Here is a 23,113-nt window from a genome sequence, read left to right on the forward strand (position 1 = left end):
GCGGCGGCGTGCCCGGCGGCCTCACGCCGACTCCAGGGCGATCCGCCGGGCGCACTCCCCGGCCAGCGCCGGGTACACGGCGGCGATCGCCTCGTACAGCCTGCGCCGCAGCAGCCGCTCGGCCTCCCGGCGGCCGGTGTCGCCGTAGAGCCCGTCCAGCAGCGTCTCGTACCGGGCGAGGGCCTGCCGCAGATAGCCCACCTGCCACCGGACGAGCGAGCCGGCCGGTGCCGGGCCGCCCCGCCCGGGCCGGCCGCGGGCGGCCAGCAGGTGCCGGTGGCGGACGGCCCGCCGCTCCAGCTCGGCCGCCGGAAGGCGCGGCACCTCGATCGGCTCGGCCCGGATCGCCGCGAGCACGGCGGACCTCCGGGTCCCGGCGAGCACGCCGAGGGTCGCGCTCCGGCGGACCTCGGCGAGGGCCGCGGAGGCCGCCGCGAACTCCGGCGTCCGCTCCACCGCCTCCACCCGCGCCAGCAGGTACAGCCGCACCGGCGCCGGCGCGTACCGGCGCGGGTCGCGCCCCTGCACGTCCGGCAGCCCGAGCAGCTCCCGCACCATCGCGTCGGTCCAGCCGCGCCGCCGCACCCCGGCCGGCGACACGTACAGCGAACGGTCCGTCATGATCCCCCCAAGAATCGGCTACGGAGAGTAACGGTTCCAGTGAAGCGCGCCCCACTGACAACGCCCTCTTGCGAATCCCTCCCTCCGCATGCGATATAGGTCTGGACCTTTCCGACGGACGGAGGCCGGCCCGTGCAACGCCCGCTCGCCGCAAGCCTGTTGACCGCGCTCGCCCTCGGCGCCTGCTCATGCGCGGGCCCCCCGCCGAAGGACACCACGCCGCCCGCGGCCCCCACCGGCCTCACCGCCACCTCCGGCAGCGCCACCACCGTCCACGTCATGTGGCAGGCGGCCGCCGACGACCGCGCCGTCACCGCCTACCAGGTCCTCCAGGACGGCCGCCCGGTCAAGGAACTCCCCGGCACCACCCTCATGACCGACGTCACCGGCCTCGCCCCCGGCACCCGCCACACCTTCGCCGTCATCGCCCGCGACGCCGCCGGCAACACCTCGCCCGCCACCCCCGCCGTCCCCGCCACCACCCTCCGCGCCACCGCCGAGGACCGCGAACCCCCCACCGCCCCCCGCACCCTGCGCGCCACCCCCGACGGCACCGACGCCGCCGTCCTCACCTGGGCCCCCTCCCGCGACGACACCCGCGTCACCGCCTACGACGTCCACCAGGCCGGCGTCCGCATCCACACCGCCCCCGGCACCGCCACCACGGCCCGCGTCACCGGCCTGCGCCCCGGCACCGCCTACTCCTTCACCCTCCGCGCCCGCGACGCCGCCGAGAACTCCTCCCCGGACAGCCCGCCCGCCGACCTCACCACCGCCCCCGCCCCCGGCGCGCCCGCCAACACCTCCCCGCGCGCCCTCGCCGCCACCTCCGCGCGCGGCGAGATCACCCTCACCTGGACCCCGCCGGAGACCGGATCCCCCGTCACCCACCACGAACTCCACATCGACGGCCGCTTCGCCACCACCGTCGTCTGGGGCACCGCCCCGCCCCCGGGCCGCGCCGCCTACACCTTCCCGGCCCAGGCGGCACCCGGCACCACCCTCACCCTCACCCTCCGCGCCCGCCTCCCCGACGGCACCTGGGGCGACTTCTCCGCCCCGCGCACCGTCGTCGTCCGCTGAGCCCGCCGGGGGTGTCCCTCAAGCCGTTCCCGGCACCCCCGAACTACCCTGGAACCGTGGCCGAGACCGTTCTCACCAATACCGGGCTGGACCAGTTCCTGGCGCTCCTCGACGGCAGGCCGGAGCACCGCGACCCCGCCTTCGCACGGGCCGCCGACGCCGTGCTCGGGCTGCTCGCGCTGCGCGGCGCCGACCGCGCCAGCGGGCTGCCCGAGCCCGCCCCCGAACTGGTGCGCCAGCTGCTCGTGGAGGACCTGCCGGCCTTCGTCTACGCCCCGCCCGGCGACCTCGCGGCCTATCCGGCCGTCGTCGGCGTCCTCGCCGAACGCTTCGACGGCGAGCTGCGGCAGCGCGTCGCGGCCGTCGTCGGCGAGGCCGTACCCGACTTCGAGCGGGCCATGAACGACCCCGGCAACCTGACCTGGCACCGCTGGTACGCCTCCCTGCTGCGGACCGTCGGGACCGACCTCGCGGACGCCGACGACGTGCGGCGCCGGATCGGCGCCCTCGACGGGGCACCGCTGCCCGACGGGGTGCTCCGCGCCGACCTCATGGGGCGGACCGCGCTCGCCGACACCGTGCTCGCCGAGGCCGTCGCCCGCGCCTACGTCCGCGACGCCGAGCGGCCGCCCGCCGCCGGACCGGTCCTCACCGACCACGCGGTCGCCGCCGGCGTCGGCCGGGTCGCCGCCGCGCTCCTCGACCGCTGGACCGCCGCCGGCCTCGCCGACCAGCTCACCGGCGCCTACGCCCGCTTCGCGCCCGGCCCCGACGACTTCCCCCACCTCGTCCTCGCCGACGCCCTCCTCGACGAGCACATGGACTACTACGGCGACCCCTCGATCCCCGTCCCGCCGCCCGCCGCGCTGGACGGGGCCGCCGAGGCCGAACGGCACGCGGACGCCCTGCTCACCGCCGTCGAGGAACTCGCCGAGGAGGAGTACGAGCCCTACGGCGGCGAGGCCCCGCACCTGCTGTACGCGCTCTACCAGCGCGGCTGCGCCGCCGACTCGGTCGCCCGCCGCGCCGCCGAGTACGAGGACTGGACCGTCGACCCGGCCCTGGAGGACGTCCCGGTGACCGTCCCGGAGGGCGTCACCGGCCCGTACGCCACCCCGCCCGTCCCCGAACTCGTCCGGCTGCTCGGCTCCGCCGGGATCGGCGAGGACGACCGGGCCCGCCTGGAGGGACCGGCCCGCGAACTCGCCGTCGTCGCCGACCGGCTCGCCGCCACCGGCCTCGTCCTCCGTTCGGGCGACGCCTTCGGGCTGACCCCGCGCGGCGCCGCCACCGTCCGCTACCTCCTCCGGGTGCGCCGGATCGCCGCCCCCACCGCCACCGAGGCCGCCGCCTGGCCCGCGCGGCGGCTGGTGGCCGCCGCCGCCCAGTGGCCCCACGCGCCCGCCGCGCGCGTGCTCGAAGACTGGCTGCACGCGCGCGGGGACACCGCCGAAGCCTGGTCGGAGCTGCTGGCCGCGCTCGGCTCCGTCCACGCCCACACCTCCGAAGGGGCCGACGTACGGGCCCTGTTCGGGCTCCTCGACACGGCGGCCGCCCCGCCCGGCGCCCTGCGCGGGGCGCTGCGCGACCCGGTGATCGGCGCCCGCGCCCTGGACGCGCTCCGGAACCGGGGCGAGGAGGCCGACGCGATCCAGGTGCCGGTGTCGGCCCGCGCCCTGAGCGTCCTCGACGGGCTGCCCGGCAAGAAGGGACCCCTCGAGTCCCGGCGGGCCGCCTTCGACGCGGCCGCCGCCGACTGGCCGGGCGGCTCGGCCGCCCTGGTCCGGGCGATGGCCGAGGCCGACCGGCACGGGGCCGAACGGGTCCTCGGCCCGCTCGGCGTCAGCCTGCCGTGAGGTACATCCCCGAGGGCCCCGCGCCGGCCGTGTTCCGGCAGGCGCGGTGGCCCGACGGGACGGCGTGGATCAGCGCCAGGCAGCGCCCGAGGGCCTGCTGACCGTACGCGTTCGGGTGCATCGACTCCTGGACGAGGCCCTGGGTGCTCCGGCTGTCGATCCACCGCGCCCATTCGCTCGCCGCGCCCGACGGCGGCAGCGCGGCCGTGGCCTGGCGGCTCGCCTTCGCGCACACCTCACGGCCCTGGAGCGCGTCCCGGAGGTCCAGGAACTGCGCGCCCTTCGCCACCGCCACCTGCCGCAGCCGGTTCGCGAGCTGCGGGACGAGGGAGTCCCGCGCCCAGTCGGCGTCCTTGTTCCAGAAGGGGCAGCCGCCGGTGTTGGTCCGGGACCAGCCGCTCTCGGAGTAGCGGTTCTCGGCGGCGCGCGGGATCGGGGAGGGGTAGGACTGGAGCACGATCCGGTAGTCGGAGGCGCCGTAGCCCGCGCCGGCCATGACGGCCCGGATCTCGTCGACGGCCTTGCCGACGGCGGCCATGGCGGTGTCGATCCGGGCGTCCACCTCGGCCTGCTGGTCGTCGTGGCAGTACGAGTACCAGACGATGTAGTCGGTGGCGCAGGCCGTGATGACGTCGGCGAAGCCGAGGTCGTTGCCGCCGACGGAGAGGGCGATCAGCTCCACGTCGTGCGAGGCGGCGACCGCCGCCAGCTGGTCGGCCTGCGGGGACTCGCCCTTGTAGGACGTACCGCCCTGGGAGGCGCGGAAGACGTTCTGCGTGGTGGCACCGGAGCAGGCGAGGTTGACGAGGGCGGCGGCGACCGGGCCCGCGCTGCGCACCTCGGAGGTGTCGGAGCGGTGGCAGCCGCCGGCGGTGGGGCCGTACACCCGTGAGGGGTCGTAGCCGCTGCCCGTCCAGGCGCGGTCGGTGCCGTCGCGGCTGCCGGAGTTCGTCAGGCCGTTGCCGAGCCAGCGGCCGGCCTCTCCGGAGATGTAGCTGTCGCCCATGGCGACGACGGCGGTCGGTCCGGTGCCGGGGGCGGCCTGGGCGGGCGGAGCGGCGACGGAGGCCAGTCCGGCGGCGGTACACAGTGCCAGGAGAGCGCGCAGCGCGCGGTGGGGGGTCGAGGGCATGGCTGTGCTCCTGCGGGACGCAGTGATGTGGGGGACAGCCGCCGGCCGGTGGCATGGCGGAATCTCGCACGGCGCGTCTTATTACCGCTAGGTAGCTGCGTATCTCGGTTGCGTCACGTCGCCTGTGACGCGTCAGGGCCCGGACCCCGGATCTGTGCGTTTCCCGGGGGCCGGGCCCTGACGTGGTGGTGCGGGAGGTCAGCCGACGAGCTGCTCGTACGCGGGGAGGGTGAGGAAGTCCGCGTAGTCCGCGTCGAGGGAGACGTGGAGGAGGAGGTCGTGGGCCTGCTGCCACTTGCCGGCCGCGAAGGCGTCCTCGCCGATCTCGGCGCGGATGGCGGCGAGCTCCTCGGCGGCGACCTTGCGGGCCAGCTCGGGGGTGGCGGTCTCGCCGTTCTCGAAGACGACGCCCGCGTTGATCCACTGCCAGATCTGGGAGCGGGAGATCTCGGCGGTGGCCGCGTCCTCCATCAGGTTGAAGATGGCGACGGCGCCGAGGCCGCGGAGCCACGCCTCGATGTAGCGGATGCCGACCTGGGCGGCGTTGCGCAGCCCGTCGTAGGTGGGCCTGGCGTCGAGCGAGTCGATGGCGATGAGGTCGCCGGGCGCCACGGAGACGTCCTCGCGCAGGCGGTCCTTCTGGTTCGGCCGGTCGCCGAGGACGGCGTCGAAGGATGCCATGGCGATCGGGACCAGGTCGGGGTGGGCGACCCAGGAGCCGTCGAAGCCGTCGCCGGCCTCGCGGTCCTTGTCGGCCTTGACCTTCTCGAAGGCGACCTTGTTGACCTCGGCGTCCTTGCGGGACGGGATGAAGGCCGCCATGCCGCCGATCGCGTGCGCGCCGCGCTTGTGGCAGGTGCGGACGAGGAGTTCGGTGTACGCGCGCATGAACGGGGCCGTCATCGTGACCGCGTTGCGGTCCGGGAGGACGAACTTCTGCCCGCCGTCACGGAAGTTCTTGACGATGGAGAAGAGGTAGTCCCAGCGGCCGGCGTTGAGGCCGGCGGCGTGGTCGCGGAGCTCGTAGAGGATCTCCTCCATCTCGTACGCGGCCGTGATCGTCTCGATGAGGACGGTGGCGCGGACGGCGCCCTGCGGGATGCCGACGTAGTCCTGGGCGAAGACGAAGATGTCGTTCCAGAGGCGGGCCTCCAGGTGCGACTCGGTCTTCGGCAGGTAGAAGTACGGGCCCTTGCCGAGGTCGATCAGGCGCTGCGCGTTGTGGAAGAAGTACAGGCCGAAGTCGACGAGCGCGCCGGGCACCGCGCGTCCCTCGAAGGCGAGGTGACGCTCCTCCAGGTGCCAGCCGCGGGGGCGCATGACGACCGTCGCCAGCTCGTCGGCGGGCTTGAGGGCGTACGACTTGCCGGTGCGGGCGTCGGTGAAGTCGATGTTCCGGGTGTAGGCGTCGATCAGGTTGACCTGGCCGAGGACGACGTTCTCCCAGGTGGGGGCCGAGGCGTCCTCGAAGTCCGCGAGCCACACCTTCGCGCCGGAGTTGAGCGCGTTGATGGTCATCTTGCGGTCGGTCGGGCCGGTGATCTCGACGCGGCGGTCGGTCAGGGCCGCCGGGGCCGGCGCGACCTTCCAGGAGTCGTCGGCGCGGATCGCGGCGGTCTCCGGCAGGAAGTCGAGGGTCGAGGTGCGGGCGATCTCGGCGCGGCGCTCGGCGCGGCGGGCGAGGAGCTCGTCCCGGCGCGGGGTGAACCGGCGGTGGAGCTCGGCGACGAAGGCGAGGGCCGCCTCCGTCAGCACCTCCTCCTGGCGCGGCAGGGGCTCGGCGTCGACGACGACCAGGGGGGACGGCGCTGGTGCGGACATGACCTGTCACTTCCTTCAGCGGACTACACGTGCGGTACCTGGCGGCCGCCGGGCGTCACGGACGGCACGGAGTGCCGCGGGTGCCGAGATACGGCCGCGAGCGCCGTCGCAAGGGCTCAGGCGCTTCTATGCAGTGGATATTAGTTTCCTCATGGTGGAAGTTCAATCGTTTGTTGATGTCGAGATTCTTCGGGTCGACAGAACGTGGCTCCGGGTGCCAGCGCCTTCACTCCAGGTGCCCGCACCCGGACCGTCTCACCCCTCCAGCCGGTACAGATCCGCCTCCGTGTCGATGTCGAAGGGCTCGGCCACGTCCGAACACTCCACCAGCGCGATCGCCTCACGGTGCGCCGCCAGGTAGTCCCGCGCCCCCCGGTCGCCCTCCGCGCCCGCCGCGATCCCCGCCCACCGGTCCGCGCCGAACAGCACCGGATGCCCCCGCCTCCCGTCGTACGAGGCCGCCGCCAGCGCGTCCCGCGCCCCGTACGCCCCCCGCACCCGGGCCACCGCGGCCGCCCCGATCCCCGGCTGGTCCACCAGCGAGACCAGGGCCGCGTCCACCCCGCGCGGATCCGCCGCCAGCGAGGCCAGCCCCACCCGCAGCGACGAGCCCATCCCGTCCGCCCACCCCGGGTTCTCCACCACCACGCACCCCGGCAGCTCCGCCCGCTCCCGCACGAGCTCCGCCGACGCGCCCAGCACCACGTGCACCACCGCGCAGCCGCCCTCGCGCAGCACCCGCACCGCGTGCTCGACCAGCGGACGGCCCCGGTACGGCAGCAGGGCCTTCGGGCGCCCGCCGAGCCGGCGGCCGCCGCCGGCGGCGAGCAGCACCCCGGCCACCAGGGGCGTCGCGGGTGTCACGGGATGCGGAGGAGTCAGAGGAGTCATGGAGAACTGCTTACCGCATGACACGGAATGACACGGTCGCATGAATGCGCGGCACGGCCTCTTCCCCGCCGGGCGGCCGGGGAGTTAACTGACCCGCGACTCCGGGCGCCCGACCACCGCCCGGGTGCGTCAGGGACGGACGTCTCGGAGCGGGGGACCGTGTTGCGGAGCGTGGGGCAGAGGCGAGTGACCGGCGAGACAGTGGACCCGAGGGTGGCAGGACTGCGGTCCGCCGTGGCCCGCCTCCGGCGCGAACTCGCCGGACACCGGGTGGAGTTCGCCGACCGGGAGATCGCCGAGGACGAACTGGCGGCGCTCGACGCGATGGCGGTCAGCGGCGCCCCCGAGGTGTGGCGGCTGCGCCGCAGCCTGCTCCTCGTGGCAGGCTCGCTCGGCTCCGTCAGCGTCCTCACCGACGCCCTGGCCGCCGTCCGCCACGCCGTGGAGCTCTTCGGCCCGCCCGGTCCGCCGCAGCCGCCCGCGTAGGGCCCGCCCGGTCCGGCCCGGCGTACCCGCTACCGCCGGATCAGCCGTCGCTCACGGGCCGCCGCCACCGCCGCCGTCCGGGAGTCCACGCCCAGCTTGGCGAAGACGTGCACCAGGTGGGACTTGACCGTGGCCTGGCTCAGGAAGAGGACCTTGCTGATCTGCTGGTTCGACAGGCCCTCGCCGACCAGCTGGAGCACCTCCAGCTCCCGCTTGGTCAGCGCCTCCGCCGGGGTCCGCATCCGGTCCATCAGCCGGTGCGCCACCGCCGGCGCGAGCGCCGACTGGCCGGCCGCCGCCGTCCGCACCGCCGCCGCCAGCTCCTCCGGCGGCGCGTCCTTCAGCAGATAGCCCGAGGCGCCGGCCTCCACCGCCGCCAGGATGTCCGCGTCGGTGTCGTACGTCGTCAGCACCAGCACCCGCGGCCCGCCCGGCACGGCGGTGATCGCCGCCGTCGCCTCCGAACCGTGCATCCCCGCGCCGAACTGGAGGTCCATCAGCACCACGTCCACGCCCCCGGCCGCCGCCAGCTCCACCGCGCGCTCCGCCGTCGCCGCCTCGCCGACCACGGTGAAGCCGGGCTCGGTGTCCAGGACCGCGCGCAGCCCCGCCCGTACCACCGGGTGGTCGTCGGCGAGCAGCAGCCGGACCGGCGCGGGAGCCGTCACAGGGCACCTCCCGAGGGCAGCGGGAGGGTGACCGCCACGGCCGTGCCCTGCCCGGGCGCCGACTCGACGGTGAACGTGCCGCCCAGCGACTCGGCCCGCGACCGCATCGCCGGCAGCCCGAAACCACTGCCGTCGGCCGAGGCCCGCACCCGCTCCGGCTCGAAGCCCTTGCCGTCGTCCACCACGTCCAGCGCCACCGCGTCCTCCATGAACGACAGGGTGATCTCCGCCCGCTCCGCCCCCGCGTGCCGCACCGTGTTCCCGAGCGCCGACTGCGCGATCCGCAGCAGCGCCACCTCGTACGGGGTCGGCAGCTCCACCGGCGTCCCGCTCACCGAGAACCGGGCCCGCGGCCCCGCGCCCGGCTCGCACAGCCGCTCCAGCGCCGCCGCCAGCGAACCGTGCTCCAGATCCGGCGGCGACAGCGCCCGGACGAACCGCCGCGCCTCCGCCAGATTGTCCTGCGCGGCCTGCCGCGCCCGGTCGATGTGCCCGGCCGCCGGCGAACCCGCCGGCAGCGCCCGCTCGGCCGCCCGCAGCAGCAGCTGGATCGACGAGAGCCCCTGCGCGAGCGTGTCGTGGATCTCCCGCGCCAGCCGCTCCCGCTCGGCCAGCGTCCCCGCGTGCCGCTCCGCCGCCGCCAGCTCCGCCCGGGTGGTGATCAGCTCCTCGATCAGCCGCTGCCGCCGCTCGCTCTCCCGGTACAGCGCCTGGTAGCCGAGGACGGTCGCCACGGCCACGGCGGCCCCCAGCAGCGGGCCGATGAAGACGCCCGGATTGGGCGCGGCGCCGTGCCCGACGTACGAGAGGATCGCCGCGACCGCCGTCAGCGCGACCGCCGGCAGCGACCAGCGCGTCGGCAGCAGGTGCAGCTGGAGGAAGTACAGCGGGAAGGCGAGCCACAGGGCCTCCGGCGTCACCCACAGCAGCGCCAGCCAGGAGAGCGCCAGGACCGCGAGCCAGCAGGCCGCGGCCCGCTGCGAGCGCCGTACGGACGGGAGACACGCCCCGGCCGTGTAGACCGCGCCGGTCACGACCGCCAGGACGGTGCCCTCCGTGGAACGGGCGCGGACCGCGGCCAGCACCAGCAGCCCCGCCATGAGGAGGTGGAGGCAGAGGCGCAGGGCGCGGCGCACGGGGGTGAGGGTGAGCCGGCCGGGTGGCGGGGAGGAGAGCGGATCCATGACCCCACCAGCGTAGACAGAGGGCGGCCCGGCCGGGTCAATCGAAAGTTTGAATACGGAGCCATCCGTGGCGCGATGCCCGGAGGGGGCCGGGAACAGCAGGCTTGGCTCCATGTTCGTGGCATGGAGAGACCTGAGATTCGCCAAGGGGCGGTTCGCCCTCATGGGCACGGTGATCGTGCTGATCACCCTGCTCGTGGGGCTCCTTTCCGGGCTGACGGCCGGACTCGCGCGGGAGAACATCTCCGCGATCACCGGCCTGCCCGCAGATCGCGTGGCCTTCGCCGTCCCGCCGGCCGGTCAGTCGGTCTCGTTCACCAACTCCACGGTGACGGAGCGGCAGTGGACGGCCTGGGCGGAGCGGCCCGGGGTGACCGAGGCGGCGCCGCTCGGCATCCGCACCCTCAACGCCGTCGCGGGCGAGCGGACCGCCGCCGTCTCCGCCTTCGGCACGGAGCCGGGCGACGGACTCGCCCCGGCGCCCGTCGCCCCGGGCAAGGCGGTCCTGTCCGAGTCGGCCGCCGAGGAGCTGGACGCGCGCGCCGGGGACACGGTCCGGCTCGGCCCGCTCGACGTCACCGTCACGGCGGTCGCCGGGGACGCCTCGTACAGCCACACGCCCGTCGTCTGGACCTCGCTCGACGACTGGCAGCGCCTCGGGCACAGCGGCACCACCACCGAGGAGCAGGCCACCGTCATCGCGCTGCGCGGCGACGGCGCCGACTGGGCCGCCGGGGACGCCGCCGCCGGCACCGAGGCGCGGACCGTCGGCGACGCGCTCACCGCCATAGGGTCCTACCAGGCCGAGAACGGCTCCCTCCAGCTCATGCGCGGCTTCCTCTTCGTGATCTCCGCGCTCGTCATAGGAGCCTTCTTCACCGTCTGGACCATCCAGCGCAGCGGTGACGTCGCCGTCCTCAAGGCGCTCGGCGCCTCCACCCCCTACCTGCTGCGCGACGCGCTCGGGCAGGCGGTGCTGATGCTGGTGGCCGGGACACTGCTGGGCACGGGCCTCGCCCTCGGCATCGGCGCGCTCGTCAGCGGCGGGAACGTGCCCTTCGTCCTCTCGCCGCTCACCGTCCTCGGCCCCGCCGGCGTCATCATCGTGCTCGGCGCCGTCGGCTCCGCCCTGTCCATCCGGCGGATCACCGCCGTCGATCCCCTCACCGCGCTCGGGAGCGTCCGATGAGCCTCGCACTCGATGCCGTCACCCTCACCTACCCGGACGGCGACGGGCGGCTCACCGCCCTCGACGAGGTCTCCCTCACCGTCCCGGCCGGCCGTCTGGCGGCCGTCGTCGGCCCCTCCGGCTCCGGCAAGTCCAGCCTGCTCGCCGTCGCCGCGACGCTGGTGACCCCCGACCGGGGCCGGGTCGTCGTCGCCGGCACCGACACGGCGGGGCTCGACGCTGCGGGCCGGGCGGCGCTGCGGCGGACCTCGATCGGAATCGTCTTCCAGCAGCCGAACCTGCTGCCGTCGCTGACGGCGGCCGAACAGCTCCAGGTCATGGCGCACCTGTCGGGCCGCCCGCCGAAGGCGGTACGGGACAGGGCCATGGAGCTGCTCGACGCGGTCGGCCTCGCGGACCGGGCCGCCCGCCGCCCGCACCAGCTCTCCGGCGGCCAGCGCCAGCGCGTCAACATCGCGCGGGCCCTGATGAACGAGCCGTCCGTCCTCCTCGTCGACGAGCCCACCAGCGCCCTGGACCACGAGCGGGGCGCCGCGGTGGTCGACCTCCTCGCCACGCTGACCCGCGACCGGGGCACGGCGACGGTCCTCGTCACCCACGACCGCTCCCACCTGGCGGCGGCGGACCACGTGGCGACGGTCGAGGACGGGCGCCTGACGGGCGCGCCGGCGGCGCTCGCCTGACCGGCGGAGACATGCGTGAGGGGACGGATCCCGGGATCCGTCCCCTCACGCACGTCCCCCGGGGTCAGCCCTGGCCGTTGCCGGTGGTGTTGGCGAGCGCCGTGGAGAGCTCGCGGGCCACCTGCTGGAGGATGGGGACGATCCTCTCCGTCGCCGCCTCCGTGACACGGCCCGCCGGGCCCGAGATGGAGATGGCCGCCGCGGTGGGGGAGTCGGGGACCGAGACCGCGAGGCAGCGGACCCCTATCTCCTGCTCGTTGTCGTCGACGGCGTACCCGGTCTCGCGGACCGCGGCGAGCGCCGCGAGGAAGCCGTCCGCCGTGGTGATGGTCTTCTCCGTGGCGGCCGGCATGCCGGTGCGGGAGAGCAGGGCGCGCACCTCGTCGTCCGGGGTGTGCGCGAGCAGCGCCTTGCCGACGCCGGTGGAGTGCGGCAGCACTCGGCGGCCGACCTCGGTGAACATGCGCATGGAGTGCTTGGACGGCACCTGCGCGACGTACACGATCTCGTCGCCGTCGAGGAGCGCCATGTTCGCCGTCTCGCCGGTCTCCTCGACGAGCCGCGCGAGGTACGGGCGGGCCCAGGTGCCGAGGAGGCGGGAGGCGGACTCGCCGAGGCGGATCAGGCGGGGGCCGAGCGCGTACCGCCGGTTGGGCTGCTGGCGTACGTAGCCGCAGGCGACCAGCGTGCGCATGAGGCGGTGGATGGTGGGCAGCGGGAGCCCGCTGCTGGCGGAGAGCTCGCTCAGCCCGACCTCGCCCCCCGCGTCGGCCATCCGTTCCAGGAGGTCGAAGGCGCGCTCGAGGGACTGGACGCCACCGCTCGCGGCGGGCTTGGCGGCGTCGGTGGTGCTGGCGCTGGACGTCGGCACGTCAACGGTCCTTTCGGGGCAGGCGGGCAAGGCAGCAGCCTACCGGGCCGCCGCGCCGGGCACAGTGTGCGGGGCTCGGCGTCCGGGCCGGTCAGCGGGGTGTTTGTCCGTTGTCGGCGGCTGCGTGGCGGGGGTCGGGTCCGCCCCTCCTGTGCGGAGCTACCTTCTACTGTACGAAATTCACATTCCACTTTGTGGAAACGTCTAGGTAGACTTCCTCGGGTGCCGCCGGGTGGGGTCCACCCTTGACGGGGCCCCGTCCCGGCCGCAGACTCCTTCAACAGTTCGTTGAAATTCTGCTTCGTGGAAGCGGAACGGGAAGGGGCATGGTGGACGTCAACCTGGTACTGCGCTCGACACGGGTCATCACCCCGGAGGGCACGCGGCCGGCGGCCATCGCCGTCTCGGGCGGGACGATCGCGGCGGTCCTGCCGTACGACGCCGAGGTGCCGGCCGGGGCGGTGCTGGAGGACGTCGGGGACGACGTCGTCCTTCCGGGTCTGGTCGACTCCCACGTCCACGTGAACGACCCCGGCCGGACGGAGTGGGAGGGCTTCTGGACCGCGACCCGCGCCGCGGCCGCCGGTGGCATCACGACGATCGTCGACATGCCGCTGAACTCGCTGCCGCCGACCACGACGGTGGAGAACCTGCGGACCAAGCAGGAGGTCGCCCGGGCGAAGGCGCACGTGGACGTCGGCTTCTGGGGCGGTGCCCTGCCGGACAACGTCAAGGACCTGCGTCCGCTGCACGACGCCGGCGTCTACGGCTTCAAGTGCTTCCTGTCGCCGTCGGGCGTGGAGGAGTTCCCGGAGCTGGACCAGGAGCAGCTGGCGCGGTCGCTGGCCGAGATCGCCGGCTTCGACGGCCTGATGATCGTCCACGCCGAGGACCCGCACCATCTGGCCGCCGCCCCGCAGAAGTCGTCCGCCCAGTACGCGGACTTCCTGGCCTCGCGGCCCCGTGACGCCGAGAACACCGCCATCGGGAACCTGATCGACCAGGCCCGCAGGCTCGACGCCCGGGTCCACGTCCTGCACCTGTCGTCGTCGGACGCCCTGCCGCTGATCGCCGCCGCGAAGGCCGAGGGCGTGAAGGTGTCCGTGGAGTCGTGTCCGCACTTCCTCACCCTGACCGCGGAGGAGATCCCGGACGGGGCCACCGAGTTCAAGTGCTGCCCCCCGATCCGCGAGGCCGTCAACCAGGACGCGCTGTGGCAGGGACTGGCCGACGGAGTGATCGACTGCATCGTCTCCGACCACTCGCCGTCGACCGCCGACCTGAAGACCCCGGACTTCTCCTCGGCCTGGGGCGGCATCTCCTCCCTCCAGCTCGGCCTGCCCGCCATCTGGACCGAGGCCCGCCGCCGCGGCTTCGACCTCACCGACGTCGTGCGCTGGATGTCCGAAGGCCCCGCCCGCCTCGCCGGTCTCGACCGCAAGGGCGCCATCGAGGCCGGCCGCGACGCCGACTTCGCCGTCCTCGACCCCGACGCCACCTTCACCGTCGACCCGGCCGGACTCCAGCACCGCAACCGCATCACCGCCTACGCGGGCAAGACCCTCCACGGCGTGGTCACCTCCACCTGGCTGCGCGGCGAGAGGATCAACGACCGCGGCACCCTGGCCGAGCCCTCCGGCCGCCTCCTCGAAAGGAACAACTGACCCGTGACCGGCATACCCTCCTTCACCGGCGACGCCAGCCCCTACGGCGGCGGCGACCCGTACGCCGACTACCGCACGGCCGAGTTCCCCTTCACCCAGTACGCGGACCTGGCCGACCGCCGCCTCGGCGCCGGCGTCATCGCCGCCAACGACGAGTTCTTCGCCGAGCGCGAGAACCTCCTGAAGCCCGAGGCCGCCGAGTTCGACCCCGAGCACTTCGGCCACAAGGGCAAGATCATGGACGGCTGGGAGACCCGCCGCCGCCGCGGCGTCTCCGCCGCCGAGCCGCACCCGACCGCCGAGGACCACGACTGGGCCCTCGTCCGGCTCGGCGCCCCCGGCGTCGTCCGCGGCATCGTCGTCGACACCGCCCACTTCCGCGGCAACTACCCCCAGGCCGTCTCCGTCGAGGCCACCTCCGTACCCGGCTCGCCGTCGCCCGAGGACCTCCTCGCCGACGACGTGAAGTGGACGACCCTCGTCCCGCGCACCGCCATCGGCGGCCACGCCGCCAACGGCTTCGCCGTCGACGCCGAACAGCGCTTCACCCACCTCCGCGTCAACCAGCACCCGGACGGCGGCATCGCCCGCCTCCGCGTGTACGGCGAGGTCGCCCCCGACCCGGCGTGGCTCGACGTCCTCGGCACCTTCGACCTCGCCGCCCTGGAGAACGGCGGCCAGGTCGAGGACGCCTCCGACCGCTTCTACTCGCCGGCCACCAACACCATCCAGCCCGGCCGCTCCCGCAAGATGGACGACGGCTGGGAGACCCGCCGCCGCCGCGACAAGGGCAACGACTGGATCCGCTACTCCCTCGTCGCCGAGTCCGCGATCCGCGCCGTCGAGATCGACACCGCGTACCTCAAGGGCAACAGCGCCGGCTGGGCCGCGCTCTCCGTCGCCGCCGAAGGCTCCGACGACTGGACCGAGATCCTGCCCCGGACCCGGCTCCAGCCCGACACCAACCACCGCTTCGTGCTCGACACGCCGGCGGTCGGCTCCCGGGTCCGGATCGACATCTACCCGGACGGCGGCATCTCCCGCCTCCGCCTCTTCGGCTCCCTGACCGAAGCGGGCGCGGCCCGGCTCACCGCCCGCCACCAGGAACTCGGCGGCTGAGCGGAGCCCGTACGACTCCGGGGGCCCGCCGTCCGACACCGGCGAGGTCCCCGGCGGCCCGGAGCCCGCTCCGGGCCCCTGGGCGGGGACGACACCCCGCCCGGCCAGAGGGCGCACCGACCCGACAGCACCGGTGCGCCCTCTGCTCTCACGCCCCCCTTTTTTCGGGCTCGGTTCGCCTCCGGGGCGCTTCAGCCGGGCTCACGGCCCCGATCGTGCTCGCCCCGCTCGTTCCTCACGGGGCTCCGCGCGCTCGGGGCCGTTCCCCCGGCGCGCCCCTTCGGCTCACTCGCCGGGCCCTCGGAGTGCCGCCCGGAGACGGGCACCGGCGCACCCGCCTCCGGGGGAGACGCTCGGCCTTACGCCGCGTGGCCGCCGTCCACCGAGAGTTCCGCGCCCGTCACGTACCGGCCCTCCGGGCCCGCCAGGTAGGCGACGGCCGCCGCCACCTCGTCCGGGGTGCCGAAGCGGCCCAGGGCCGTCAGCCCGATCTGTCCCTCCGCCATCGGCCCGTCCGCCGGGTTGAGGTCCGTGTCGACCGGGCCCGGGTGGACGATGTTGGCGGTGATCCGCCGGGCGCCCAGCTCCCGGGCCAGCGCCCGCGTCAGGCCCACCAGCGCGGACTTGCTGAGCGCGTACAGCGTGCCGCCGGGGCCCGGCACCCGCTGCGTCATGCAGGTGCCGATCGTGACGATCCTGCCGCCGTCGGGCAGCCGCTCCGCCGCCGCCTGGGAGGCGAGGAAGGCCGCGCGGACGTTCACCGCGAGCACCCGGTCCACGTCCGCCAGGGTCAGCCCGGCCAGCGGGCCGAGGACGCCGATGCCGACGTTGTTGACCAGGACGTCGAGCCGCCCCAGGTCGTCCGCCGCCCGGTGCACCGCGCCCGCCGCGTCGCCGGGGTCCGCGGCGTCGGCGCGCAGCGGCAGCGCGCGCCGGCCGGCCGCCTCGACGAGGGCCGCGACCTCCTGGGCCGCCGCCTCGTCCCGTACGTAGGTGAAGGCCACGTCCGCGCCCTCCCGGGCGAGCCTGACCGCCGTCGCCGCGCCGATGCCGCGGCTGCCGCCCGTCACCAGCACCGCCGTCCCGTTCATCGTGGACATCGCTCCCTGCCTCCTCGGATCACACAACTGGTTGCGGATTCAAGGAAACCCGGGGCGGGGAGCCGGCGCTGGCGGGCATCGGACACCGCGTTCGGCGCGCACCGATGAGTTGCGGGGCCGGGCCCGGTCGACAGAGATGGGGACACGACGTCCCGACCGACCGAAAGGCATCCGCCATGGCCACCCTCAGCCTCACCCAGTTCCTCACCCTCGACGGCGTGTACCAGGCCCCCGGCGGCCCCGACGAGGACCGCAGCGGCGGCTTCGAGCACGGCGGCTGGTCCGTGCCCTACGGCGACGAGGACTTCCTCCGCCGCATCGAGGAGATCTTCGCCCGGCCCACCGCCTTCCTCCTCGGCCGGCGCACCTACGACATCTTCGCCGGGTACTGGCCGCGGCACACCGACCCCGCCGACCCCGTCGCGAGCAAGCTCAACGCCCTGCCCAAGTACGTCGCCACCACCACCCTCGACTCCGCCGACTGGGCCGGCACGACCCTGCTCCGCGGGGACGCCGTCCAGGAGGTGACCGCGCTGAAGGAGCGCCTCGACGGCGAGATCCAGATGCACGGCAGCGGCGGCCTGGCCCGCACCCTCCTCGCCCACGACCTCATCGACACCCTCCACCTGCACGTCTTCCCGGTCGTCCTCGGCACCGGCCGGCGGCTCTTCGCCGAGGGGGACCGGCCGACCGCCTTCCGGCTCGCCGAGGCGTCCGTCACCGGCACGGGCGTCGCCCTCCACACGTACGAGCGCGCCGGACGCCCCACGTACGGCAGCTACGCCTGAGAAAAGGGTGTCGTCACCACCGGAATCGGCGGGTACGGTGATCGCTCCGTGTGCGAGCCGCCGAAGTCTCCACCCCATCAGCAGAGTTGGAGACCCGGACCGACATGGCCGCTTCGTCCGCTTCGGCACCCGCCGCATCCCTGTCCCTCGGCACCCGGCGCCGCGCCTGGCTCACCGACCTGCCCCTGCTGCTCGTCGCCGTCTTCTGGGGCGGCAGCTACCTCGCGGCCAAGGGCATCACCACCGGCCACACCGTCGTCGCCGTCCTCGTGCTGCGCTTCGCGCTCGTGGTGCCCGTCCTGGTCGCCGCCGGGTGGAAGGGACTGCGGGCGCTGACCGGCGCGCAGTGGCGGGGAGCCGCCCTGCTCGGCGCGATCCTCGCCGGGATCTTCCTCCTGGAGACCTACGGGGTCGTCCACACCTCCGCCACCAACGCGGGCCTGATCATCAGCCTCACCATGATCCTCACCCCGCTCGCCGAGGCCGCCGTCACCCGGACCAGACCGTCGCGCGGCTTCCTCGGCGCCGCGGCGCTCTCCGTCACCGGCGTCGTCCTGCTCACCCAGGGCGCGGGCTTCACCGCCCCCTCCACCGGCGACCTGCTGATCCTCCTCGCTGCGGTGGCCCGGACCGTGCACGTCCTCGCCATGGCCCGGATCAAGGCCGTCCGGTCGGCCGACTCGCTCTCCCTGACCACCGTCCAGCTCGGCACGGCCGTGCTCGTCTTCGCCGCCCTCGCCGCCGCCGGCGGCGGCACGACCCCCTGGGCGGCCGCGCTGGACTTCGGCCCCCGCGAGTGGGCCGGACTGGTCTTCCTCTCCGTCTTCTGCACGCTCTTCGCCTTCTTCGTGCAGATGTGGGCCGTCCGCCGCTCCTCGCCCTCCCGGGTCAGCCTGCTGCTCGGCACGGAGCCGCTGTGGGCCGCCCTCGCCGGCATCGCCCTGGCCGGCGACCGCCCCGGCGCCCTCGGTCTCGCGGGCGCGGTCCTGGTCCTCACCGGCACGGCCTGGGGCCGCCGGAGCGCCGACACGGACGGCCGATAGGTTCTGTTCATGCCAATCAACCCCGCCCCCGAGTCCCCGGCGCTCGTCCGCGCCCGCCGCACCCAGGCGTGGGGTCTCGGCCTCCTCGCCGTCGCCGGCCTCCTCTGGGCCTGGTTCGCCGTCCTCCTCGTCACCCCCTACGGCGACGACGGCGACGCGTGCCCGGCCCTGATCGCCAGCGAGTACGCCCACGCCGACGACTGCGTCGAGGCACGCGACTGGCCCCTCCTGCTGGCCCTGCTCGGCGGCTCGGTCCCCTTCGCCGCCCTGGGCTCCGGACTCACCGCGAGCGGCGGCGCCCAGCGCCGGCTGGCCGAGCACCTGGACGCCGCGCCCCGCGGCTGAGTCAGCCCTTCTTCTCGACCCGGTCCGAGACGATCATCAGGACCAGGCCGAGGACGGCGATCACGATGTTCGCGAAGACCTCCCGGCCTTCCATGAACCACACGTTCTCCGTCAGGAAACGCGTGACGCCCATGAACGAGAACCAGCCGTCCGTCAGCTCGCGGATCACGCCGCAGACCCCGAACACGGTGAGCAGGAAGCCACTGACCTCAAGAAATTTCCTCATGGGGCGATCATGGAAGCGCCTCCCGGCCCCCCGCGTCCGTCCCCGGTCCACCGCCCCGCGACCGAAGTATCGATCCGCGCGACTTCGGTCGCGGCCGGGCGCCGCAGGCCGGTGCGGCGGGCTCCGGCTCAGTACATTGCCGATATGACGCGAACGGACCGGCAGCGCTGGCTGCTCCCCTCCCACCTGGTCGAACCGGGCGGGAGCGGGGGCCCCCGGCCGCGCCGCACCGTGCGCGACTGGGTCGTCGACACCCTGGTCTTCCTGCTGGCCGCGCTCTTCGGGCTCGTCGCCGCCGACACCAGCGCCCGGTACAACAGCGACGCCGTCAACCTGTTCGACCAGATCGCCGGCGCCCTCGCGTGCTGCGCGCTCTGGCTGCGCCGCCGGTGGCCCGTCGGGCTCGCCGCCGCGCTCGCCGTCGCCGGCGCCCTCGTCCCGGTCGCCGCCGGAGCCATGCTCGCGAGCCTCTTCAGCGTCGCCGTCCGCCGCCCCTTCCGGGACATCGCCTGGATCCTCGGGATCGCCCTCGCCGGCGCCTTCGCCACCGTCTTCGTCCGCCCCGACCCCGACACCGGCATCGTCCTCGGGATCGTCCTCGGCGTCGCCCTCACCCTCCTCGTCACCGCCTGGGGCATGCTCGTACGGGCCCGCCGCCAGCTCGTCGAGGCGCTGCGCGAACGCGCCGAGCGGGCCGAGTCGGAGGCCGAACTGCGCGCCGCCCAGGCCCAGCGGCTCGCCCGCGAGGCCATCGCCCGCGAGATGCACGACGTCCTCGCCCACCGGCTCACCCTGCTCAGCGTCCACGCCGGCGCCCTGGAGTTCCGGCCCGACGCCCCGCCCGAGCAGATCGCCCGCGCCGCCGGGGTCATCCGCGACAGCGCCCACGACGCCCTCCAGGACCTGCGCGAGATCATCGGCGTACTGCGCACCCCGGGCGAGGAGAGCGGCGGCGGCGACCGGCCGCAGCCCACCCTCGCCACCCTCGGCGCGCTCGTCGACGAGTCCCGCGAGGCCGGGATGACGGTCGTCCTGGACTCCACGGTGGACGACCCCGGCTCCGTGCCCGCCGCCACCGGCCGCACCGTCTACCGCATCGCCCAGGAGGGCCTCACCAACGCCCGCAAGCACGCCCCGGGCGCCCGGGTCACCGTCACCCTGCGCGGCCGGCCCGGCGACGGGCTCACCGTCGAGGTCCGCAACCCGTCGCCCGACGGGCCCGTCCCGCACGTGCCCGGCTCCGGCCAGGGCCTCATCGGGCTCTCCGAGCGCGCCGCCCTCGCCGGCGGGCGGCTCGACCACGGTCCCGCCCCCGGCGGCGGCTTCGCCCTCCACGCCTGGCTACCGTGGCCCCCATGACCATCCGGCTGCTCCTCGTCGACGACGACCCCCTGGTCCGCGCGGGCCTCACCCTGATGCTCGGCGGTGACGAGTCCCTGGAGATCGTCGGCGAGGGCTCCGACGGCAGCGAGGTCCCCGACCTCGTCGCCCGGCTCGCCCCCGACGTCGTCCTCATGGACATCCGCATGCCGCACGTCGACGGGCTCACCGCCACCGAGCTGCTGCGCGCCCGCCCCGGCGCCCCCGAGGTGATCGTCCTGACCACCTTCCACGCCGACGAGCAGGTGCTGCGCGCCCTGCGGGCCGGCGCCGCCGGGTTCGTCCTCAAGGACACCTCGCCCGCCGAGATCGTCGCCGCCGTCCGCCGCGTCGCCGCCGGCGACCCCGTCCTCTCCCCGGCCGTCACCCGCCAGCTGATGAGCCACGTCGCCGGCCGCCCCGAGGCCCGGCCCCGGCGGGCCGGCGCCGCCGACCGCCTCACCGGCCTCGCCGACCGGGAGCGCGAGGTGGCCGTCGCCGTCGGCCGCGGCGCCTCCAACGCGGAGATCGCCGCCGAGCTGTACATGAGCGTGCCGACCGTGAAGACGTACGTCTCCCGGCTGCTCGCCAAACTCGGCCTCAACAACCGGGTCCAGATCGCGCTCCTCGTCCACGACGCCGGGCTCCTCGATCACGACCCCCGGGAGAGTACCGGCGAGTAGGGTGACGCGGGTGACCGACCCCGACGCCCTCGCCCTGGCACGCGACATCCTGCGGGCCCAGCCCTTCAGCCGCCTCGTCGGCGCCGACGTCCGCGCCTTCGGCGACGGCGGCGCCACCCTGGAGCTGCCGATCCGCGAGGACCTGCGCCAGCAGAACGGCTTCGTCCACGGCGGAGTCCTCTCGTACGCCGCCGACAACGCGATCACCTTCGCCGCCGGCACCGTCCTCGGCGCGGCCGTCCTCACCGCCGGCTACTCCATCGACTACGTCCGCCCCGCCGTCGGCGTCACCCTCCGCGCCCGCGCCGAGGTCCTCCACGCCGGCCGACGCCAGGCCGTCGTCCGCTGCGAACTCCTCACCGTCGACGAGGGGGGCGACGAGACCCTCTGCGCCCTCGCCCAGGGCACGGTCCGCGCCGTCGGCTGACGCCGGTCACCCCACCCGGACCGGCCGGTGCTCGCGCCGGGACCGCTCGCAGGCGTCGGCGATCCGCAGCGCCGCCAGGGCCTCGCGCCCGTCGCACGGGTTGGCCGCCTCGCCGCGCACCAGCCGGACGAAGGCGTCCAGCTCCGCCTCGTACGCCGGGGCGAAGCGCTCCAGGAAACCGGGCCAGGGCTTCGGCGGGGCAGCGGGGGAGTGGGGCTCCAGCGAGGTGAGCGGGGTCCGCTCGTCCAGGCCCACCGCGAGCTGGTCGCGGTCGCCGGCCAGTTCCATCCGCACGTCGTAGCCGGCGCCGTTGCAGCGGGTCGCCGTCGCCGTCACCAGCGTGCCGTCGTCCAGGGTGAGCAGGGCGGCCGCCGTGTCCACGTCCCCCGCCTCCCGGAACATCGCCGGGCCCGCGTCCGAGCCGCGCGCGTACACCTCCACGACCTCACGGCCGGTCACCCACCGCACGATGTCCACGTCGTGCACCATGCAGTCCCGGAAGAGACCGCCGGAGAGCGGCAGATACGCGGCGGGCGGCGGCTCCGGGTCCGAGGTCGCCGTCCGGATCGTGTGCAGCCTCCCCAGCCGCCCCGCGCGGACCGCCTCCTTGGCCGCCCGGTAGCCGGCGTCGAAGCGCCGCATGAAGCCCAGCTGGAGCTCGGTGCCCGCCTCCGCCACCGCCGCCAGGGCGGCCAGCGTGCCCGGCACGTCCAGCGCGATCGGCTTCTCGCAGAAGGCCGGCAGCCCCGCCCGCGCGGCCCGGGCGATCAGCTCCGCGTGCGCGGCCGTCGCCGAGGAGATCACCACCGCGTCCAGGCCCCCGCCGAGCAGCGCCTCCACGTCCGGCGCGGTCCCGGCGCCCACCGCCACCGCCACCGCCTCGGCCCGCGCCGGGTCGGCGTCGGCGACCACCAGCGAGCCGACCTCCGGATGCCGGGCGAGCACCCCCGCGTGAAAACTCCCGATCCGGCCCGTACCGATGAGTCCGATGCGCATGGCCCCACCGTGGGGCGCCCGCCGGACGGTGTCAAGGTTTGTCAGGACAAGCGCCGGCGGGGCGCCGGCGGACCCGGTGCGACGCCTTCCCGCCGTACCGGGCCGGGGCTACGCTCCCACCCGTGGCCAAGCAGTCCGGATCCCCCCTGCCGCCGTTCTCCGTGGACCGCGCCAGCCCGGTCCCGCTCTACTTCCAGCTGGCCCGGCAGCTGGAACAGGCCGTCGCCGACGGGACGCTGCCGCCCGGCACCCTCCTCGGCAACGAGATCGACCTCGCCGCCCGCCTCGGCCTCTCCCGGCCCACCGTCCGCCAGGCCATCCGCACCCTCGTCGACCAGGGCCTCCTCGTCCGCCGCCGCGGCGTCGGCACCCAGGTCGTCCACTCCCGGGTCCGCCGCCCCCTGGAGCTCAGCAGCCTCTACGACGACCTGGAGGCCGCCGGACACCGCCCCGCCACCCGGCTCCTCGTCGACCGCCTCGAACCCGCCGGCCCGGCGGTCGCCGCCGCCCTCGGCGTCCCCGAGGGCACCGGCGTCCACTACCTGGAGCGGCTGCGCACCGCGCACGGCGAACCCATGGCGTACCTCCGCAACCACCTCCCCGCCGGGCTCGTCGACACCGCCGCCCTGGAGACCACCGGCCTCTACCGGCTGCTCCGCACCGCCCCGCTCAGCCTGCACACCGCCCGCCAGTCGATCGGGGCCCGCGCCGCCGCGCCCGAGGAGGCCGCGCTCCTGGAGGAGGAGCCCGGCGCGCCGCTGCTCACCATGGAGCGCACCACCTTCGACGCGACCGGCCGGCCCGTCGAGTTCGGCTCCCACCTCTACCGGGCCGGCCGCTACTCCTTCGAGTTCCAGCTGATGGTCCGTACGTAGGGG

The 23,113-nt window shown here is 75.0% G+C and carries 24 protein-coding genes; 14 read left to right on the plus strand and 10 right to left on the minus strand.

Features of this window, described 5'->3' with window-relative positions; genetic code table 11:
• Nucleotides 1–21 precede the first annotated feature (21 nt).
• Nucleotides 22–621: a hypothetical protein gene (locus ACFVU3_RS22270; protein WP_390068599.1), complete on the minus strand. Its 600-nt coding sequence runs from the start codon at nucleotides 619–621 to the stop codon at nucleotides 22–24.
• 132 nt (nucleotides 622–753) lie between these two features.
• Here ACFVU3_RS22270 and ACFVU3_RS22275 point away from each other — a divergent pair, with 132 nt between their 5' ends.
• Together ACFVU3_RS22275 and ACFVU3_RS22280 are read left to right on the plus strand one after the other, a co-directional pair.
• Nucleotides 754–1,704 carry a fibronectin type III domain-containing protein gene (locus ACFVU3_RS22275; RefSeq protein WP_390068600.1) on the plus strand — a complete coding sequence of 317 codons (951 nt, stop codon included), beginning with the start codon at nucleotides 754–756 and terminating at the stop codon, nucleotides 1,702–1,704.
• A gap of 56 nt (nucleotides 1,705–1,760) precedes the next feature.
• Nucleotides 1,761–3,560 carry a hypothetical protein gene (locus ACFVU3_RS22280; protein ID WP_390068602.1) on the plus strand — a complete coding sequence of 600 codons (1,800 nt, stop codon included), beginning with the start codon at nucleotides 1,761–1,763 and terminating at the stop codon, nucleotides 3,558–3,560.
• Here ACFVU3_RS22280 and ACFVU3_RS22285 read toward each other — a convergent pair.
• The 3 genes from ACFVU3_RS22285 to ACFVU3_RS22295 form a co-directional block, all read right to left on the minus strand.
• Nucleotides 3,547–4,692: a GDSL-type esterase/lipase family protein gene (locus ACFVU3_RS22285; RefSeq protein WP_390068604.1), complete on the minus strand. Its 1,146-nt coding sequence runs from the start codon at nucleotides 4,690–4,692 to the stop codon at nucleotides 3,547–3,549. The two genes, ACFVU3_RS22280 and ACFVU3_RS22285, sit on opposite strands and share 14 nt — an antisense overlap.
• Nucleotides 4,693–4,890: 198 nt before the next feature.
• A complete protein-coding gene (gene aceB / locus ACFVU3_RS22290) occupies nucleotides 4,891–6,513 on the minus strand; it encodes a malate synthase A (RefSeq protein WP_390068606.1) in 1,623 nt (540 codons plus the stop codon).
• A gap of 255 nt (nucleotides 6,514–6,768) precedes the next feature.
• Nucleotides 6,769–7,404, minus strand: a complete 636-nt coding sequence (locus ACFVU3_RS22295; RefSeq protein ID WP_390068608.1) for an NTP transferase domain-containing protein — start codon at nucleotides 7,402–7,404, stop codon at nucleotides 6,769–6,771.
• A 159-nt stretch (nucleotides 7,405–7,563) separates the two neighbouring features.
• Here ACFVU3_RS22295 and ACFVU3_RS22300 point away from each other — a divergent pair, with 159 nt between their 5' ends.
• On the plus strand, nucleotides 7,564–7,890 hold the full coding sequence (locus ACFVU3_RS22300) for a DUF5955 family protein (RefSeq protein ID WP_390068610.1): 327 nt from the start codon (nucleotides 7,564–7,566) through the stop codon (nucleotides 7,888–7,890).
• Between the two features lie 29 nt (nucleotides 7,891–7,919).
• Here the strand turns inward: ACFVU3_RS22300 and ACFVU3_RS22305 are convergent, their stop codons facing one another.
• Both ACFVU3_RS22305 and ACFVU3_RS22310 read right to left on the minus strand, forming a co-directional pair.
• Nucleotides 7,920–8,558 (minus strand): response regulator, encoded by a 639-nt coding sequence (locus tag ACFVU3_RS22305; RefSeq protein ID WP_390068612.1) that lies wholly within the window; start codon nucleotides 8,556–8,558, stop codon nucleotides 7,920–7,922.
• Nucleotides 8,555–9,742: a sensor histidine kinase gene (locus ACFVU3_RS22310; RefSeq protein ID WP_390068614.1), complete on the minus strand. Its 1,188-nt coding sequence runs from the start codon at nucleotides 9,740–9,742 to the stop codon at nucleotides 8,555–8,557. The genes ACFVU3_RS22305 and ACFVU3_RS22310 overlap by 4 nt, the downstream gene beginning before the upstream one ends.
• 112 nt (nucleotides 9,743–9,854) lie before the next feature.
• On the opposite strand from ACFVU3_RS22310, the gene ACFVU3_RS22315 reads away from it, so the two are divergent.
• Both ACFVU3_RS22315 and ACFVU3_RS22320 read left to right on the plus strand, forming a co-directional pair.
• Complete coding sequence (locus ACFVU3_RS22315; protein WP_390068615.1) at nucleotides 9,855–10,931, plus strand: ABC transporter permease; 1,077 nt, start codon at nucleotides 9,855–9,857, stop codon at nucleotides 10,929–10,931.
• Nucleotides 10,928–11,614, plus strand: a complete 687-nt coding sequence (locus ACFVU3_RS22320; protein ID WP_390068617.1) for an ABC transporter ATP-binding protein — start codon at nucleotides 10,928–10,930, stop codon at nucleotides 11,612–11,614. Before ACFVU3_RS22315 ends, ACFVU3_RS22320 begins: the two co-directional genes overlap by 4 nt.
• Before the next feature lie 64 nt (nucleotides 11,615–11,678).
• Here the strand turns inward: ACFVU3_RS22320 and ACFVU3_RS22325 are convergent, their stop codons facing one another.
• Nucleotides 11,679–12,485, minus strand: a complete 807-nt coding sequence (locus tag ACFVU3_RS22325; RefSeq protein ID WP_390068619.1) for an IclR family transcriptional regulator — start codon at nucleotides 12,483–12,485, stop codon at nucleotides 11,679–11,681.
• A 326-nt stretch (nucleotides 12,486–12,811) separates the two neighbouring features.
• Here ACFVU3_RS22325 and allB point away from each other — a divergent pair, with 326 nt between their 5' ends.
• Nucleotides 12,812–14,149, plus strand: coding sequence for an allantoinase AllB (gene allB, locus ACFVU3_RS22330; protein ID WP_390068620.1), 1,338 nt, complete (start codon nucleotides 12,812–12,814; stop codon nucleotides 14,147–14,149).
• Nucleotides 14,150–14,152: 3 nt separating this feature from the next.
• Entirely contained in the window at nucleotides 14,153–15,268 is a 1,116-nt protein-coding gene (gene alc, locus ACFVU3_RS22335; protein ID WP_390068622.1) for an allantoicase, read from the plus strand.
• 359 nt (nucleotides 15,269–15,627) lie between these two features.
• On the opposite strand, the gene ACFVU3_RS22340 is transcribed toward alc, so the two are convergent.
• Nucleotides 15,628–16,368: an SDR family NAD(P)-dependent oxidoreductase gene (locus tag ACFVU3_RS22340; protein WP_390068624.1), complete on the minus strand. Its 741-nt coding sequence runs from the start codon at nucleotides 16,366–16,368 to the stop codon at nucleotides 15,628–15,630.
• Nucleotides 16,369–16,544: 176 nt separating this feature from the next.
• Between ACFVU3_RS22340 and ACFVU3_RS22345 the strand changes: the two genes are divergently transcribed.
• The 3 genes from ACFVU3_RS22345 (at nucleotide 16,545) to ACFVU3_RS22355 (ending at nucleotide 18,544) form a co-directional block, all read left to right on the plus strand.
• Complete coding sequence (locus ACFVU3_RS22345) at nucleotides 16,545–17,156, plus strand: dihydrofolate reductase family protein (RefSeq protein ID WP_390068626.1); 612 nt, start codon at nucleotides 16,545–16,547, stop codon at nucleotides 17,154–17,156.
• A 104-nt stretch (nucleotides 17,157–17,260) separates the two neighbouring features.
• A complete protein-coding gene (locus ACFVU3_RS22350; protein WP_390068628.1) occupies nucleotides 17,261–18,199 on the plus strand; it encodes a DMT family transporter in 939 nt (312 codons plus the stop codon).
• Between the two features lie 9 nt (nucleotides 18,200–18,208).
• A complete protein-coding gene (locus ACFVU3_RS22355; protein ID WP_390068630.1) occupies nucleotides 18,209–18,544 on the plus strand; it encodes a hypothetical protein in 336 nt (111 codons plus the stop codon).
• Nucleotide 18,545: 1 nt separating this feature from the next.
• On the opposite strand, the gene ACFVU3_RS22360 is transcribed toward ACFVU3_RS22355, so the two are convergent.
• On the minus strand, nucleotides 18,546–18,770 hold the full coding sequence (locus tag ACFVU3_RS22360; protein WP_390068632.1) for a hypothetical protein: 225 nt from the start codon (nucleotides 18,768–18,770) through the stop codon (nucleotides 18,546–18,548).
• 144 nt (nucleotides 18,771–18,914) lie between these two features.
• Between ACFVU3_RS22360 and ACFVU3_RS22365 the strand changes: the two genes are divergently transcribed.
• Genes ACFVU3_RS22365 through ACFVU3_RS22375 form a run of 3 tightly spaced genes read left to right on the plus strand, consistent with a single transcriptional unit; the run spans nucleotide 18,915 to nucleotide 21,239 of the window.
• Nucleotides 18,915–20,129, plus strand: coding sequence for a sensor histidine kinase (locus ACFVU3_RS22365; protein ID WP_390068634.1), 1,215 nt, complete (start codon nucleotides 18,915–18,917; stop codon nucleotides 20,127–20,129).
• Nucleotides 20,126–20,812, plus strand: coding sequence for a response regulator (locus ACFVU3_RS22370; protein ID WP_390068636.1), 687 nt, complete (start codon nucleotides 20,126–20,128; stop codon nucleotides 20,810–20,812). The genes ACFVU3_RS22365 and ACFVU3_RS22370 overlap by 4 nt, the downstream gene beginning before the upstream one ends.
• A gap of 10 nt (nucleotides 20,813–20,822) precedes the next feature.
• Nucleotides 20,823–21,239, plus strand: coding sequence for a PaaI family thioesterase (locus tag ACFVU3_RS22375; RefSeq protein WP_390068638.1), 417 nt, complete (start codon nucleotides 20,823–20,825; stop codon nucleotides 21,237–21,239).
• Nucleotides 21,240–21,245: 6 nt separating this feature from the next.
• On the opposite strand, the gene ACFVU3_RS22380 is transcribed toward ACFVU3_RS22375, so the two are convergent.
• Nucleotides 21,246–22,235, minus strand: a complete 990-nt coding sequence (locus ACFVU3_RS22380) for a Gfo/Idh/MocA family oxidoreductase (RefSeq protein ID WP_390068640.1) — start codon at nucleotides 22,233–22,235, stop codon at nucleotides 21,246–21,248.
• A gap of 161 nt (nucleotides 22,236–22,396) precedes the next feature.
• Between ACFVU3_RS22380 and ACFVU3_RS22385 the strand changes: the two genes are divergently transcribed.
• Nucleotides 22,397–23,110, plus strand: a complete 714-nt coding sequence (locus ACFVU3_RS22385; protein WP_390068795.1) for a GntR family transcriptional regulator — start codon at nucleotides 22,397–22,399, stop codon at nucleotides 23,108–23,110.
• The last annotated feature ends 3 nt before the right edge of the window (nucleotides 23,111–23,113 follow it).

This window comes from Streptomyces sp. NPDC058052 (genome assembly GCF_042885515.1).
Classification (GTDB): domain Bacteria; phylum Actinomycetota; class Actinomycetes; order Streptomycetales; family Streptomycetaceae; genus Streptomyces.

Excerpts from the sequence above, each read along its gene's own strand:
- ACFVU3_RS22270 (WP_390068599.1), bottom strand. The coding sequence starts at position 621 with ATGACGGACCGTTCGCTGTACGTGTCGCCGGCCGGGGTGCGGCGGCGC.
- ACFVU3_RS22285 (WP_390068604.1), bottom strand. The coding sequence starts at position 4,692 with ATGCCCTCGACCCCCCACCGCGCGCTGCGCGCTCTCCTGGCACTGTGT.
- aceB (WP_390068606.1), bottom strand. The coding sequence starts at position 6,513 with ATGTCCGCACCAGCGCCGTCCCCCCTGGTCGTCGTCGACGCCGAGCCC.
- ACFVU3_RS22295 (WP_390068608.1), bottom strand. The coding sequence starts at position 7,404 with ATGACTCCTCTGACTCCTCCGCATCCCGTGACACCCGCGACGCCCCTG.
- ACFVU3_RS22310 (WP_390068614.1), bottom strand. The coding sequence starts at position 9,742 with ATGGATCCGCTCTCCTCCCCGCCACCCGGCCGGCTCACCCTCACCCCC.
- ACFVU3_RS22315 (WP_390068615.1), top strand. The coding sequence starts at position 9,855 with ATGTTCGTGGCATGGAGAGACCTGAGATTCGCCAAGGGGCGGTTCGCC.
- ACFVU3_RS22320 (WP_390068617.1), top strand. The coding sequence starts at position 10,928 with ATGAGCCTCGCACTCGATGCCGTCACCCTCACCTACCCGGACGGCGAC.
- allB (WP_390068620.1), top strand. The coding sequence starts at position 12,812 with ATGGTGGACGTCAACCTGGTACTGCGCTCGACACGGGTCATCACCCCG.
- ACFVU3_RS22340 (WP_390068624.1), bottom strand. The coding sequence starts at position 16,368 with ATGTCCACGATGAACGGGACGGCGGTGCTGGTGACGGGCGGCAGCCGC.
- ACFVU3_RS22345 (WP_390068626.1), top strand. The coding sequence starts at position 16,545 with ATGGCCACCCTCAGCCTCACCCAGTTCCTCACCCTCGACGGCGTGTAC.
- ACFVU3_RS22350 (WP_390068628.1), top strand. The coding sequence starts at position 17,261 with ATGGCCGCTTCGTCCGCTTCGGCACCCGCCGCATCCCTGTCCCTCGGC.
- ACFVU3_RS22355 (WP_390068630.1), top strand. The coding sequence starts at position 18,209 with ATGCCAATCAACCCCGCCCCCGAGTCCCCGGCGCTCGTCCGCGCCCGC.
- ACFVU3_RS22360 (WP_390068632.1), bottom strand. The coding sequence starts at position 18,770 with ATGAGGAAATTTCTTGAGGTCAGTGGCTTCCTGCTCACCGTGTTCGGG.
- ACFVU3_RS22365 (WP_390068634.1), top strand. The coding sequence starts at position 18,915 with ATGACGCGAACGGACCGGCAGCGCTGGCTGCTCCCCTCCCACCTGGTC.
- ACFVU3_RS22370 (WP_390068636.1), top strand. The coding sequence starts at position 20,126 with ATGACCATCCGGCTGCTCCTCGTCGACGACGACCCCCTGGTCCGCGCG.
- ACFVU3_RS22380 (WP_390068640.1), bottom strand. The coding sequence starts at position 22,235 with ATGCGCATCGGACTCATCGGTACGGGCCGGATCGGGAGTTTTCACGCG.